Annotated in this window: 15 protein-coding genes; 6 read left to right on the top strand and 9 right to left on the bottom strand. The window is 37.0% G+C overall.

Annotated features, from left to right (window positions below):
• Window positions 1-10: 10 nt before the first annotated feature.
• Both rpsR and rpsF read right to left on the bottom strand, forming a co-directional pair.
• Window positions 11-307 carry a 30S ribosomal protein S18 gene (gene rpsR / locus P176_RS0115115; RefSeq protein WP_026755497.1) on the bottom strand — a complete coding sequence of 99 codons (297 nt, stop codon included), beginning with the start codon at window positions 305-307 and terminating at the stop codon, window positions 11-13.
• Window positions 308-309: 2 nt separating this feature from the next.
• Window positions 310-648: a 30S ribosomal protein S6 gene (rpsF, locus tag P176_RS0115110; protein ID WP_026755496.1), complete on the bottom strand. Its 339-nt coding sequence runs from the start codon at window positions 646-648 to the stop codon at window positions 310-312.
• Window positions 649-845: 197 nt separating this feature from the next.
• Between rpsF and P176_RS0115105 the strand changes: the two genes are divergently transcribed.
• Window positions 846-1541: a LytTR family DNA-binding domain-containing protein gene (locus tag P176_RS0115105; RefSeq protein WP_026755495.1), complete on the top strand. Its 696-nt coding sequence runs from the start codon at window positions 846-848 to the stop codon at window positions 1539-1541.
• A gap of 390 nt (window positions 1542-1931) precedes the next feature.
• On the opposite strand, the gene priA is transcribed toward P176_RS0115105, so the two are convergent.
• From priA to nadC, 4 genes are all read right to left on the bottom strand, one after another.
• Entirely contained in the window at window positions 1932-4385 is a 2454-nt protein-coding gene (priA, locus tag P176_RS0115100; protein WP_026755494.1) for a primosomal protein N', read from the bottom strand.
• A 36-nt stretch (window positions 4386-4421) separates the two neighbouring features.
• Window positions 4422-4841 carry a DUF2147 domain-containing protein gene (locus tag P176_RS0115095; RefSeq protein WP_026755493.1) on the bottom strand — a complete coding sequence of 140 codons (420 nt, stop codon included), beginning with the start codon at window positions 4839-4841 and terminating at the stop codon, window positions 4422-4424.
• On the bottom strand, window positions 4834-5802 hold the full coding sequence (locus P176_RS0115090; RefSeq protein ID WP_369793775.1) for a YihY/virulence factor BrkB family protein: 969 nt from the start codon (window positions 5800-5802) through the stop codon (window positions 4834-4836). The genes P176_RS0115095 and P176_RS0115090 overlap by 8 nt, the downstream gene beginning before the upstream one ends.
• 74 nt (window positions 5803-5876) lie before the next feature.
• Window positions 5877-6737, bottom strand: a complete 861-nt coding sequence (gene nadC / locus P176_RS0115085; RefSeq protein ID WP_026755491.1) for a carboxylating nicotinate-nucleotide diphosphorylase — start codon at window positions 6735-6737, stop codon at window positions 5877-5879.
• 90 nt (window positions 6738-6827) lie between these two features.
• Here nadC and rlmH point away from each other — a divergent pair, with 90 nt between their 5' ends.
• Together rlmH and P176_RS0115070 are read left to right on the top strand one after the other, a co-directional pair.
• Complete coding sequence (rlmH, locus tag P176_RS0115075) at window positions 6828-7301, top strand: 23S rRNA (pseudouridine(1915)-N(3))-methyltransferase RlmH (RefSeq protein WP_026755490.1); 474 nt, start codon at window positions 6828-6830, stop codon at window positions 7299-7301.
• A 96-nt stretch (window positions 7302-7397) separates the two neighbouring features.
• Window positions 7398-8207: a transporter gene (locus tag P176_RS0115070; protein WP_026755489.1), complete on the top strand. Its 810-nt coding sequence runs from the start codon at window positions 7398-7400 to the stop codon at window positions 8205-8207.
• A 6-nt stretch (window positions 8208-8213) separates the two neighbouring features.
• Here P176_RS0115070 and P176_RS0115065 read toward each other — a convergent pair whose 3' ends face one another.
• From P176_RS0115065 to P176_RS0115055, 3 genes are all read right to left on the bottom strand, one after another.
• A complete protein-coding gene (locus P176_RS0115065; protein WP_026755488.1) occupies window positions 8214-8846 on the bottom strand; it encodes a 7-carboxy-7-deazaguanine synthase QueE in 633 nt (210 codons plus the stop codon).
• A 113-nt stretch (window positions 8847-8959) separates the two neighbouring features.
• On the bottom strand, window positions 8960-9871 hold the full coding sequence (locus P176_RS0115060; RefSeq protein ID WP_026755487.1) for an AraC family transcriptional regulator: 912 nt from the start codon (window positions 9869-9871) through the stop codon (window positions 8960-8962).
• 9 nt (window positions 9872-9880) lie between these two features.
• Window positions 9881-10915 carry an aldo/keto reductase gene (locus P176_RS0115055; RefSeq protein WP_026755486.1) on the bottom strand — a complete coding sequence of 345 codons (1035 nt, stop codon included), beginning with the start codon at window positions 10913-10915 and terminating at the stop codon, window positions 9881-9883.
• Window positions 10916-11274: 359 nt separating this feature from the next.
• Here P176_RS0115055 and P176_RS0115050 point away from each other — a divergent pair, with 359 nt between their 5' ends.
• The 3 genes from P176_RS0115050 to P176_RS0115040 all read left to right on the top strand — a co-directional run bounded on the left by P176_RS0115050 (window position 11275) and on the right by P176_RS0115040 (window position 14549).
• On the top strand, window positions 11275-12813 hold the full coding sequence (locus tag P176_RS0115050) for a helicase HerA-like domain-containing protein (protein ID WP_026755485.1): 1539 nt from the start codon (window positions 11275-11277) through the stop codon (window positions 12811-12813).
• 131 nt (window positions 12814-12944) lie between these two features.
• Window positions 12945-13502, top strand: coding sequence for a hypothetical protein (locus P176_RS0115045; RefSeq protein WP_037348975.1), 558 nt, complete (start codon window positions 12945-12947; stop codon window positions 13500-13502).
• A 75-nt stretch (window positions 13503-13577) separates the two neighbouring features.
• Window positions 13578-14549 (top strand): YitT family protein, encoded by a 972-nt coding sequence (locus P176_RS0115040; RefSeq protein WP_026755483.1) that lies wholly within the window; start codon window positions 13578-13580, stop codon window positions 14547-14549.
• The last annotated feature ends 1 nt before the right edge of the window (window position 14550 follow it).

Below are 14550 nucleotides of genomic sequence, written 5' to 3'. Positions count from 1 at the left end.
TATTGGTGTTTTATTTTAATAAATCCCCAACATAAGGCATTAAAGCCAAATGACGAGCGCGTTTAACGGCAACAGATACTTTTCTTTGAAATTTCAAAGATGTTCCTGTTAAACGTCTTGGTAAAATTTTACCTTGTTCATTAACAAAGCCCATAAGCCAATCTGCGTCTTTATAATCTACGTACTTAATACCAGATTTTTTAAAACGACAGTATTTCTTAGCTTTGGTCGTGTCTATATTTAACGGTGTAAGATATCTGATCTCTCCGTCTTTCTTTCCTTTTGCTTGTTGTTCAATTGAAGACATAGTTACGCTTTTTGTTTATCTCTGATTCTTCTTTTTTCAGCCCAAGCAATAGCGTGCTTGTCTAAACTTACCGTTAAGTAACGCATAAAGCGCTCATCACGTCTAAATTCCAACTCTAGTGGGCCAATGGCTTCTCCATCTACAGTGTACTCAAATAAGTGGTAAAATCCACTTTTTTTGTTTTGGATTGGGTACGCCAATTTTTTCAGCCCCCAATCTTCTTTGGCTACCATCTTAGCTCCTCTAGAAACAAGAAAATCTTCATATTTCTTTACTGTTTCCTTTATCTGGTCATCAGATAAAACGGGATTTAAGATGAAAACAGTTTCATAATGATTCATATAAACTTATTTTACAATTAAAAATGCGTGCAAAAATAACTAATTATTCTATATTTGACAACCTTTTTCAACGCTAAATTTAAGAGCTATATCTAACCCATTAGAAATGTTAAAAAACACACTTTACCGATGTTTTTTGGTTTTTGTCCGAAATTTTTGTAACATTGTCGATATCTTAACCTAAAATTAATAATGTTATGACTTTAAACTGTGTAGTAGTTGATGATTCTGCAATTCAGCGCTTGTCCATTGTAAAGTTAATTGAGAACCATTCCTCACTTAACCTCATTGCAGAATACAGTAGCGCGTTAGAAACCAAAAATGGGCTAAACACCCATAAAGTTGATTTGATCTTCTTAGATATTGAAATGCCTGTTCTTAATGGCTTTGAATTGCTAGACGTACTAAACAACAAACCCCAAATTATTTTTGTTACCGGTAAAACCGAGTATGCATTTAAAGCTTTTAATTATGATGCAACGGATTACCTTCACAAACCCATCACCAGAGAACGTTTTAACCAATCTGTAGAAAAGGCTGTTGAGCAGCATAAATTGAAATTAGATTTCAATGAAACAGATGGCGAACACATCTTTGTAAAAAGTAACCTTAAGAAACGTAAAGTTTATATTAAGGACATTAAATGGATTGAGGCTCTTGGTGACTACGTGAAGTTAGTTACTGAAGAAAACAGCTTAGTGGTGTTATCCACAATGAAAGCGTTTGAGCATGAACTGCCAGAAGGCAAGTTTTTAAGAATTCATAAATCCTATATTGTCAACCTAGATAAGGTCGATCGCTTCAATAGTAAAAATGTTGAAGTTGGCGCATACGAAATTCCGTTGAGCCGAAACAAAAAGACTCAATTGGTTGATGCACTAAATAACATTTAAGATACTGCCACAAACCAAATCTTTACTATAATATAGACAAAAATCCCGCCGCCCCAGCGGGGTTTTTCTTTTTTAGGCATACGCCTCAAGTAAATGCTTTTAGTATTGGTCTCTTAGCGGAGACGTCATTTTTTTTAAAGACTGTGCTAGGAGATTATAAGTCGACCGAGATTCACCAACTAAAGACAATGGCAGCAACCATGCATTTTCAATCTAAAAACGATATGAACGAGTTGATTAAATTTTTCGGAAACCTTGGTGATTCATGATTCCGCAAAAACTTGCAGAAGCATTCAATCAGGACATTTATAAACGGTATTTCCTATTCATGATCCCGCTAAAAAAGCGGGATTAATTTGATGACGAAATTTGTTCCAAATTTCTATCTCATTAATAATTATCAACATTAAGGATGATACGAATTGGTCTAAAGTCTTTGACGCTTAGAAAACTGATATTAATTTTTGAAATGGCCTCTTTAGTTTTGCCCAACGATTGTTTTGGCGGGATCTTCACCAAGATATGCTTGAGGTACTGATTTCTTATGCGTGCTACAGGCGGAAACTCTGGTCCTAAAACATGTTCTCCAAAAACGGTCCTTAAAGATCTTGCATACCAATCTGCACCCACATTGACCTTTTGATAGTCTTTATGTTTTAGGGTAATTTTGATCATCCGGAATATTGGTGGATATTTATAGATACGCCTATCCTCCATCTGCTCCTCGTACATTTGCTTAAAATCGTTGGTAGAGACCTGTTGCAAAATACGATGGTATGGATTATAAGTTTGAATCAGCACTTTACCTCGTTCTTTAGTACGACCTGCCCTACCAGAAACTTGGGCCATTAAATGATAACTGCGCTCATGTGCTCTAAAATCTGGAAAATTAAGCATATTATCCGCATTCATAATGCCCACTAACTTAACGTTTCTAAAATCTAGCCCCTTGGTAAGCATCTGAGTTCCTACTAAAATATCTATTTCTTGCTGCTCTAAGGCGGTTATTATTTTTTCATAACCATATTTTCCTCGTGTGGTATCTAGATCCATTCGGGCCACCTTATGGTCTGGAAAGAGTACCTTAGCCTCTTGCTCGATCTGCTCTGTACCAAAACCCTTAGAATCAATCTCTGGACTGCCACAAGCTTCACAGCTTTTGTGCATGATGGTATTATAACCGCAGTAGTGACAACGCAATTGGTTTTTATACTGGTGAAACGTTAAACTGACATCACAGTTTGGACATTGCGGGGAGTGCCCGCAGGTATTACATTCTACAATAGGCGAAAATCCACGTCTATTTTGAAAGAGGATCACTTGATGCTGCTCTTTCAAAGTGTCTTCAATTTCTGTGATAAGCCTATCGCTAAAATGCCCTTTCATTTGTTTGCGCTTTTGCTTATCCTTAATGTCAATCAATTCTATGTCGGGCATCAACACCTCATTGAAACGATGGTTCAATTCTACCAAACCGTACTTTTGTTGCTGTACATTAAAGTAGCTTTCTAAACTTGGTGTGGCAGAACCCAAAAGGGTTTTGGCCTTAAAAAGAGCCGCTAGAACAATAGCTGCATCTCTAGCATGATATCGTGGTGCTGGATCAAATTGTTTATATGAAGTCTCATGCTCTTCATCTACAATGATTAAACCTAGATTTTGAAACGGCAACAACACACTGGATCTTGCGCCAAGAACAATTTGAGCATTTTCGGCATTGGCCAATACGTTGTTCCAAACCTCAACCCGTTCGTTGGAAGAATATTTACTATGAAACACCGCCACTTTTTGACCAAAATAGGTCTGTAAGCGGTCTACTAATTGTGTTGTTAGAGCAATTTCAGGCAAAAGATAAAGCACTTGTTTGCCTTGAGCTAACTGCGCCTCGATGAGCTTAACGTAGATTTCGGTCTTACCAGAGGAGGTGACCCCATGAAGTAAGGTGATGTTTTCGTTTTTAAAAGATTCGGAAATTTCCGCTAGGGCTTTCTCTTGATGTTCATTTAAGTGTTTTGAGGCTTCGTTTTCATCGCCATCATATTGTACACGATCGATTTGTATATGGTATTCTTCAAAAACACCTTTATCAATTAAGGTTTTTATAATGGATGAGGACGCGTCACTTTCTGAAGACAGATCAGACACCTTAATCGGTTTTTTTGTTCTTGCAGACACCGAGAACATAGTCATTACAACATCCCTTTGTTTTGGCGCTCTACTTAAGTCATCCAATAACTCGTGTAATCCTTTTTCCGAAGTAAACCTAGGTGACAACTTCACGTAGCGCACTAATTTAGGCTTGTATTTTTCGTAAATCTCTTCTTGAACGTTGATGACTTCTTTTTGCAACAGTCTCTTGATAATTGGAAGCACGTTTTTCTTATCCAAAATAGACATCAAATCCTGAATCTTTAGAGATGATTGATGTTGGAGTGCCTCAAAAACCACGAACTCATCATCTTCAAGCTCTAAATCGTTGATCTGGGCCTCTGTATTTTTTGTAATTACAGTTTCACTTTCTAAGATAAAACCATTTGGTAATGCAGCGCGCATAACCTCACCTGTGCTACAGAGGTAATAGTTTGCAATCCAGTTCCAATGTTTGAGTTGAATTTTTGTGACTAAGGGCTCTTCATCTAAAATCTGATGAATTTGCTTGGCTTCGTACACTTGTGGTGCGTTGTTGTGAATGGTCTCAACAAGCCCTGTGTAAATCTTACTTTTACCAAAAGGAACAGACACGCGCATCCCTGGCTTAAGAAATTCTGCCTCTGCCATGGTTATAGCGTAAGTAAAACTCTTTTCTAAAGGGATTGGCAGTATGACGTTGATAAAGTAACTCAGGACAAAGGGGTTTTAAGAGTGCAAAATTAAAGGATGTTACTCTTCTACCCTAATCCAATATTGTGTTCTGTAAAAAAAGGCAACGTAGCCTCTTACTTGTAATTTATCGTCCTCTAATTTCAAACGGCAGTCGTAAATTTTTCCGTTTTCGGGATTGGTGATGGTGCCGTTTCGATAAGCCTCATCTTCGTATTCCATGTTTTTGATGATATCCATGCCCAACACCAGCCTGTCTTCATCTACACCTTCGCAATCAATGCACCTCACATCTTGTTTGGCTTCATTAAAAATCTCGATCACCTTACCAAAAATTTCACCGTCCTTTTCATAAACCTCAACAATAGATTTAGCTATTCCAGAATTATCATCAATGGTCTTCCATTTTCCAACGATATCTTGGGCATAACTATTAAAACTTAGAAGCTGTACGAGTATTAGGATTGCAATTTTAGTCATTGTCATTTTTTCTTTTTAAACGTCTTATTGTCGCATTTAGTTCAAAACCTAGCAACAGTAAATTTGAATTCAACCAGAGGTAAAACAGCAAGATCAGCAGGGCACCAATGGAACCATATAATTCATTATATGTTGAGAAATATGTAATATATAGCCCGAAAAGATACGAAAATACTATGATCAATATGGTAGTTAATAGTGCTCCAGCCGAAAAAAAGCGGGAATGCCTTCCCTCCTTTGTCCCAAAATAATAAATGGTTGCCGTTGCAAAATAGAGCATGGTTATAAAAAAGGCATATTTGGCCAGCTCATACCATATCACAGATCCATCTTGCGTATTAAAGCCCTGCCTTTCAAAAGCTTCAAGCAATTCTTTAACCACATAAATTTGAAAATATCCCAGTACCACAATGGTCACTATTAATAATACCACCAAAATTAGCGCCACTCCTAATGCGTAGAGGTATTGCTTTAAAACATTTCTTGTAAGCTGTTGATGGTATGAGCTTTCAAATCCTGAAAAAAGCGAGTTCACGCCATTTGCCATTAAAAGCAAAGACAAGACAAATACTGTAGAGACTAAGCCTGCAGTGCCATCTTTGTAGATGTTCTGAAAAATATTATCGAAAAAAAAGTCTGAAGTTTGTGGCGGTAAAATAGAATTGAGAAAGGAACGGAATTCTGCCTCAAACCCTTCCACAGGGATATAAGGAATGAGAATAATAACAAATAACAGAAAAGGGAAAATAGCCGTAAAAAAGCTAAATGCAATGGCACTTGCTCTAGCTGTTAAAGCCCCTTTAATGACACCTCTAATATAAATACGCATAAAATCATAGAGCGTCAAGCCCTCTAGAGCAGGTAGTTTTATAAACTTAAAGAGCTTGATGATATGTTTAAATACAGGAGCTCTTTCTAGTTTATGCTCAACAATATCCTCTATGTTTTCTTCTGAATTCAATATGTTCTGTTCAGTAATTTGGGTAAATAATGAAAGACATGGTCTCTTTGACTAAAAGTAAACTTATAGAACGACTATTCTACGGCTTTTAAGCTCAAATCCATATTATATACTGAATGTGTCAATGCTCCAGAAGAAATATAATCTACGCCACATTCTGCATATAATCGTAACGTCTTTTCATTGATGCCTCCCGAAGATTCAGTTAAACAGGTATCGCCAATAAGCTTAACAGCGGTTCTTGTATCCTCATAATTAAAATTATCAATCAAGATGCGGTAAACGCCTTCGGCTTGTAAAATTTCCTTGATTTCATCAAGACTTCTCGCCTCAACAATAATTTTCAAATCGCGTCCGGTAGCTTTCAAATAGTCTTTGGTTTTATGGATGGCTTTAGTGATGCCACCTGCAAAGTCAATATGATTGTCCTTTAGCATGATCATGTCATACAAGGCAAAGCGGTGATTCTCGCCGCCACCTATCTTAACTGCCCATTTTTCTAAAGCTCTAATTCCTGGAGTGGTCTTTCTGGTATCAAGTATTTTTGTACCTGTCCCTTCCAATAGATCTACAAATGTTTTGGTTTTAGTGGCAATAGCACTCATACGTTGCATGGCGTTAAGCACTAAACGCTCTGCTTTTAAAATAGACTGTGATGCCCCTTCCACATAAAAAACAATGTCGCCATATTTTACTTGAGCCCCGTCTTCTATGCGTGTTTCAACCTTCATGTCTTTGTCGATATGGCTAAAAACCTGCTTTGCAAATGCCACACCAGCGATAACGCCTTGATCCTTTACCAACAATTTTGCTTTGCCCATGGCATCTTTAGGAATGCACGCCAATGAGCTATGGTCACCATCACCAACATCTTCTCTAATGGCATTAGCGATTATAAGTTCTATTTCTTTATGGAATTGTTCTTCTGAAATCATAATGTCTGTTATTCTTGTAAAAATACGGATTGCATGATAAAAAAAATCAAATCCCTATTTACAAATTCTAAAAAAGGATAACTTTGAGGCATGACAATTAAACTTCTGGCCATTGGTAAAACCGATAATAAAGACCTTCAGTCTCTTATAAACGACTACCAGAAACGTTTGGGATTTTATGTGAAATTCGATTTTGAAATTATACCAGATCTCAAAAAAGTTAAAAACCTTAGCGAAGATCAACAAAAGCAAAAAGAGGGTGAGCTCATTCTCAGTAAATTGCAACCTACAGATGTGTTAGTATTATTAGATGAAAACGGAAAACAGTTTGATTCTGTTATGTTTTCAAACTATCTTCAAAAGCACATGAACTCAGGAATCAAACAGTTGGTTTTAGTTATTGGAGGGCCTTACGGTTTTTCATCTGACGTCTACCAAAAGGCAAAAGGAAAGCTCTCCCTTTCTAAAATGACGTTTTCACACCAAATGATTCGCTTATTTATCATCGAGCAATTGTACCGTGGTTTCACCATTCTAAAGAATGAGCCTTACCATCACCGATAACAATCTGTAATGTTTTTAAAAATAAGGAGACAAAAACTGAAGTCGTCCTATTTCCGTAGATATCAAGTAGATCATTTACTTTAAAACTTTATTGAAATGTTATCAAGATATATCGCACTATTTGTTTTGTTTTTACTGTCTTCGGAAGGATTTTCTCAAGGAAAAATTGATGGATTTTACCGTGGTCAAGGAAATCTTACCACCGTTTTAGGTTTTGGTTATGAAGACAATAGGAATTATTTGATAGGTCGTGAACCTTCTGATCTTAGCCGAAGTACGAGATATTTGTCGCTTTTTGCATCATATGGTATCTCAGATAATATTGATGTACAGACATCTATACCCTATATAGACAATGAACGTTCTAGCAACTTTCAAGACCTGTCGCTTTTTGCAAAATATCGGTTTTTGAATAAAAGCACCTCAAAAGGTAATTTTCAACTCAGCTTTGGATTAGGCTTTTCTACTCCTCTAAGTCCTTATGATGTTGGTGGTCTTTTCGATATTGGACAGCGCGCAACCATTTTAGACACAAGAATTTTAGCGCATTATCAGTGGCATACACAATGGTTTGTAACTGCACAAACCGGATTTTCTTATAAGTTAGAAGAAGTTCCCAATAGCATTCCTGTTGCCATAAAAATAGGAAAAGCAGCCAACCGTTGGTATTATGATGTGTACTATGAGCATCAATACACTTTTGGCGGCATCGATTACAGAGGAACCCCAAGACCTCAAAACTTTAGGGAATTAGGAGTAGATTATCATAAAATTGGGGCAACACTGTATCGAAAGATCTTTGGTAATTTTGGCACTTATATAAGTTACTCCCACATTTTTGCTGGCAGAAATGTTTTTCAAGGCCCAAGTTATGGCCTGGGACTCGTGTATGATTTTAGAGAGTAATTCTTATTAAGGAATATTCAAATACTTGTGTGTTTGTAGAGAGACTTTCCATTTAGGATTCGCCATGACATAGTCCACAATTTTAGGCACAACCTTATCGCGTTTGCTCCACTCTGGTTGCAGATATAAAATACAATCGCCATTTACTTTTGCGGCTTGCTCTTCGGCAAATCTAAAATCGTCATTATTAAAGATGATGACCTTTAGCTCATGAGCTTTAGCATACACCTCTTCTGTAGGCAGTTTCATTTTTTTAGGAGATAGGCAAATCCAATCCCAAGTACCCGTTAATTTATAAGCCCCAGAGGTTTCTATATGTACTTTTAAATGTTTCTCTTTTAATTGCTTGGTCAACTCAGTCATGTCCCAAGTTAATGGCTCTCCTCCTGTCACTACAATGGTATCGCTATATTTAGCGGCATTTTCTACAATTTTTGAAGTTTCTGTTGGAGGATGTAATTCTGCCAACCAACTTTCTTTAACGTCACACCAATGGCAACCCACATCACAACCGCCAATTCTTATAAAATAAGCCGCTGTTCCTTTGTGGAATCCTTCGCCTTGAATGGTATAGAATTCTTCCATTAAGGGCAGTAATAAGCCCTTATCAATCTGTTCCTGTTGTTCACTTCTCGTCATAGGCCGCAAAGGTATTAATTAGTTGGGAGTAAATGGATGGCCTATGTTTGAAATTTAACCTAAAGCATTTTTTTATAATGAATTTTTAGCGGTTATGATTTTCAAAATAAAGATCAATTAAATGAATTTCTGTATTCTAAAGGCGACACATCCGTCTTGCTCTTAAATAATCTATTGAACGATTGCGGATGTTCAAAACCAAGTTGAAAGGCAATTTCGCCAATCGACTTTGAAGTTGTCGTTAAATATTCTTTTGCCTTTTCAATGAGTTTAGAATGAATATGCTGTTGCGTGTTTTGTCCTGTAATTGTTCTTAGCATATCACTTAAATAATTTGCGGAAACGTTCATTTCCTCGGCAATGCTTTTAACTGTGGGTAATTTGGATTCATTATTTTCATCGAAATATTTCGATAGCTTACTTTCAAAATTGGCGAGCAAATCGGTACTCGCCATTTTTCTTGTGATAAATTGCCTATTGTAAAACCGGTTGCAGTAATTGAGCAATAATTCAAGATTTGAAACCATCACATCTTGACTATACAAGTCAATGGTTGAATTGTATTCGTTTTGAATATTTTGGACTAAATTTTCTATGGTCTGTTCTTCTTTGCCTGAGAGGTGCAAAGCCTCGTTTACGCCATAAGAAAAGAAACCATAGTGTTTAATGCCCTTTGATAATGCATAATTTGCAATCAAGTCTGGATGGAACACTAACGACCAGCCCTCTTTATTTCTTTCGCCTTTTTCGTCAATTGTCAACACTTGGTTTGGAGAAAGAAAAGACATGGTGCCTTCGTCAAAATCGTAATGACTTTTACCATATTTGAGTTGACCTTGAAAACTTTTTTTGATCGTAACATTGTAAAAGTTAAGCACCATTTTTTGTTTCCCTAAATCTATTTGTTCTCGTTCTTGCGAATGGTCAATCAACGTAATCAAAGGATGTGTCGGTTTTGGTAATCCTAAAATCCGATGCAATTCGGTTATTGAGTTTATGATTTTCGGTCTGTTAGTATGTTCCATATGTATTAGTTACGATAAAAAATCTTGTCCGCTACTTCTGTCCGCAGTCATTACTTCTACAACATTTTTTGGATACTCAATGGATAATGCACTTACCGCTTCCAATAGTTGTAATTCTTCTTCGGTAAATTCAATAGCAACCGCTTTGAGGTTGTCTTGAAGCTGTGTCATTTTTGTTGCGCCAATAATAATACTCGAAACAACTGGTTGGTGCAATAACCAAGCTAAAGCCAATTGAGCGACTGAACATCCTTTTTGCTCTGCCATTGGAAAAAGAACATCTAAAACATCAAATGCTCTTTCTTTATGGAAAGGTTCAAAAGGGAAATCGTTCAAACGTCCTTTTTCGTTGTTTCCGTCTCTTTTGTATTTTCCAGTCAAAAGTCCGCCACTTAATGGGCTCCAAACTAGTAATCCTACTTTTTGATCTTGCAACAGAGGTACCATTTCTCGTTCCAAATCTCTGTTATCAAGCGAATAATTCGCTTGCAAGGAAGCAAATTTTTCTAAATTGTTATAGGTGGAATGTCCCAATGCTTTCATAAGATGCCAAGCCATAAAATTACTTGCACCAATGTAGCGAACTTTTCCACTACGCACTAAATCGTCTAAAGCTCTTAACGTTTCTTCGATTGGTGTTAATGGGTCGGAAGTGTGCAATTGGTAAAGGTCTATATAGTCGGTATTCAATCTTTTTAGACTTTCATCTACTTGCTGAATGATATGTTTTCTGGACAAACCTCTGTCGTTTTCGCCTTTCCCCATGCTCCCTCTTACCTTCGTTGCCAAAATGAGATCATCTCTTTTTATCGAAAGGTTTTTTATTGCTTTTCCAATCATTAGTTCTGAAAGTCCTTCAGAATAAATGTTTGCAGTATCGATAAAATTTACGCCTGCATCCATTACAGTTTTTATTTGTTCGTCAACTTCTGCTTGGCCTAAATCGCCCATATAGCTGAAAAATCCTTTTCCGCCATAATTCATGGTTCCCAAACATAGTGTTGAGACTTTTAATCCTGTATTTCCTAAAACTTTGTAGTTCATTTTTAATCGTTTTTGTTCAGTGCAAAGAACTCCGTTTATCAAAAACAAAATGTAACTAGATTCAGTTGTCTTGTAACCGAAATGAAGATTTTAACCAAATTTTGGTGGCTTGCACAGACTTTTTTTACAATTACTGGCGCCGACATCTAAAATAATACGTTTCTCTAAAGTAGATAAAAACAAATTGGGGTTCTTTAAAATGAGATTCTTAAGCCAATGGACACGATTTATAAATAGTCAAAAACTCAAGATAGGTCTCGCATTTACAAAAAGACGCTCATTTCCGAAGAAAAATCAGAGCTTATAAAAGGCATTTCATACTTGACAAATTTGCCTATTTTTATGCAAATTTTCAACTTATGAGCAGACGCGACGATTTTGTCAAGATGATTACTGAAGGAAATACGAGCAAAGGCGACTTCATTACTTTAGGGGCTGCCATGCTTGATGGTGAAACGTTGACCAATACGTTTGTAAACGTGCCATTAAAAACAATGAACCGACATGGTCTTATTGCTGGCGCAACGGGTACTGGTAAAACAAAAACTTTGCAAGTGCTTGCTGAAAACCTAAGCGAAAAAGGAGTTCCCGTATTGCTTATGGACATCAAAGGCGATCTTAGTGGCTTGGCGCAACCAAGTACAGGTCATGCCAAGATTGACGAGCGTCATAACAGCATAGGTTTACCATTTACCGCAAAAGGCTTTCCTGTTGAAGTCTTAACACTTTCTGAGCAAAATGGTGTAAGGCTTCGTGCTACAGTTAGCGAATTTGGCCCCGTGTTACTCTCTCGAATTTTAGATGTCACCGAAACACAAGCAGGCATCATTGCCGTCATTTTTAAATATTGTGATGACAATAAATTACCGCTGTTAGACTTAAAAGATTTTAAGAAAATATTACAATACGCCACCCAAGAGGGCAAAGATGAGTTTACCGATGCCTACGGCAGAATCTCAACGGCCTCAACCGGAGCCATTCTTAGAAAAATAGTTGAAATTGAACAACAGGGCGGTGACTTGTTTTTTGGCGAAACATCTTTTGAAGTTGATGATCTTTTAAGAGTAGATGATGAAGGTCGTGGTTATATCAATATCATAAGACTCACCGATATTCAAGACAGACCAAAGCTATTTTCTACTTTTATGCTTAGCCTTTTGGCTGAGATTTACTCTACCTTTCCAGAGCAGGGCGATAGCGGAAGACCTGAGCTGATCTTATTTATTGATGAAGCGCACTTGATATTTAACGAGGCCTCAAAAGCCTTGCTGAGCCAAATTGAAAGCATCGTCAAACTGATAAGAAGTAAAGGCGTCGGGCTGTATTTTGTAACGCAAAACCCTACTGATGTCCCCGAAGCAGTGCTGGGTCAGTTGGGCTTAAAAGTGCAACATGCCTTAAGAGCATTTACTGCAAAAGATAGAAAAGCCATTAAACTGACTGCTCAAAATTATCCAGATAGTGACTTTTACGATACTACGGAAATTTTAACTTCTCTGGGTATTGGTGAAGCTTTGGTATCTGCCCTAGACGAAAAAGGAAAACCGACACCGCTTGCTGCTACCATGATGCGTGCACCAATGAGCCGGATGGATGTGTTGACCTCTAACGAATTATCTGCACTCATTTCAACATCTAAACTCGCCAAAAATTATAACGAAACCATAGATCGGGAGAGCGCTTATGAAATGCTAAATAAAAAAATTGAGTTAGCAGAAGCCGAAGAAGCAAAAGAAAAAGCGAGACAAGAAAAGGAGGCTCTTGAAAACGCAGAGCGTAGTAAAAAAAGTACTTCGTCAAGACGAAGCAGTAATAGGCAAAATCCGCTCATCAAAGTACTCACCAGCCCTACCGTAATAAGAAGTGTTCTGGGGATCTTGACCAAAATGCTAAAATAAAATTCACCGTAAAGAAGCGTTGTTTTATTCGATATTAAAACGGTATCAAATTGTCGAAAAACAAGGCCCTTAATGCTTTTAAATAATCTATAATACATAACTTAAATTTTTAAATCCCTAAATACTAAATCATGATTAAAAACACTTTTCTTTTTATAGCTCTATTCCTTTTTATTGTAAGCTGCTCTTCAGACAAATCGCAAGATCCCTATGAAATTAACAAGCATCATATTGGTCTCCTAACAGATTCTACCCAAGTTAAGGACTTGGATATGGTGTTTGCAAATGACTCTGTTGTAAAATCAGCAAATACAGATGGCTTTACAGGAGAAAACCGAGATTTTGAGGTTTATGACAAAACAGGACATAAGTTATTAGTGCTCACCCCTAAGACCGCAAGGGATTCCTCATCGGTTATACAGAGTGTGATGATTTTAGATAAGCAATTTAAGACCGATAAGAATATTTCTAACATCAGTACTTTTAAAGAGATTCAGGATAATTATAAGATTTCAAAAATCAATAATCTTATTCGTACTATCGTAGTCTCTGTAGATGAGATCAATGCTTCCTTTACAATTGATAAAAATGAATTGCCCGCTAATCTTAGATTTGACATGGATATGAATATCGAAGCTGTACAAATTCCTGATAACGCAAAAATCAAATATTTTATGTTACATTGGTAATTATAAGCCATCATCTTTTAATACTTCCAAAATTAAAGCGCGTGTGAATGACATATGGGCAATATTGAAATTTCTATGAATCCCATTATTTCCAAATTACTTTTCGATATTGCCAGGAAGCGTTTTGAAAAAACAACACAGCAACCTGTTAAATCTGAAACCCAGATTAGGCCCTTGATCAATAGTCTTGAGGTCGAGATTAGGCATGCCATCAAAGAGTACTTCCTTATTTTGATTGGTGTATTTTCTGCAGGTTTCGGTCTAAAAGGGTTTTTACTTCCTAATGATTTTATAGATGGCGGCGCTACGGGCATTTCGCTCCTTATTGAAAACCTAACGTCCATCTCTTTGGGGTTTCTGTTATTGGTGGTGAATATTCCGTTCATTTTACTAGCCATAAAGACCATTAGCAAGAAATTTGCATTGCGCAGCATTGTAGCTATTTCCCTTTTAGCGGTGGTCGTTCATTTTGTAGAATACCCTGTAATTACGGAAGACAAATTATTAATCGCTATTTTTGGAGGCTTTTTTCTGGGTTTGGGGATTGGTTTGGCCATGCGTGGCGGAAGCGTTATTGATGGCACCGAGGTACTCGCCATTTCTTTAAGTCGAAAGCTGGGCATCACCATAGGTGACGTTTTACTACTCATTAACATTGTAATCTTTTCATTTGGCGCTTACGTCCTGTCTATAGAAACTGCACTTTACGCCATACTTACCTATTTGGCTGCTGCAAAAACGGTAGATTATGTGGTAGATGGTGTTGAAGAGTATATTGGCGTGAGTATTATTTCAGAATTTCATGAGGACGTCAGACTCATGTTGACCGAAAAAATGAGACGCGCTTGTACAATTTCTCCGGTAAAAGGAGGCTATAAAAATGAAAAAGCACATTATGACAGATCATTGATTTATATTGTCATGACCCGATTAGAGTTGCCAAGGCTCTATACCGAATTAGATAAGATTGATAAAAATGCCTTTGTCATGACTTCTGTAGTAAAAGATTTAAAAGGCGGAAGAATAAAAAGAAAACCCTTAAAATAAA

This window comes from Sediminibacter sp. Hel_I_10 (assembly GCF_000688335.1).
Lineage (GTDB): Bacteria > Bacteroidota > Bacteroidia > Flavobacteriales > Flavobacteriaceae > Psychroserpens.
This window is presented reverse-complemented; position numbering and strand designations above follow the sequence as displayed.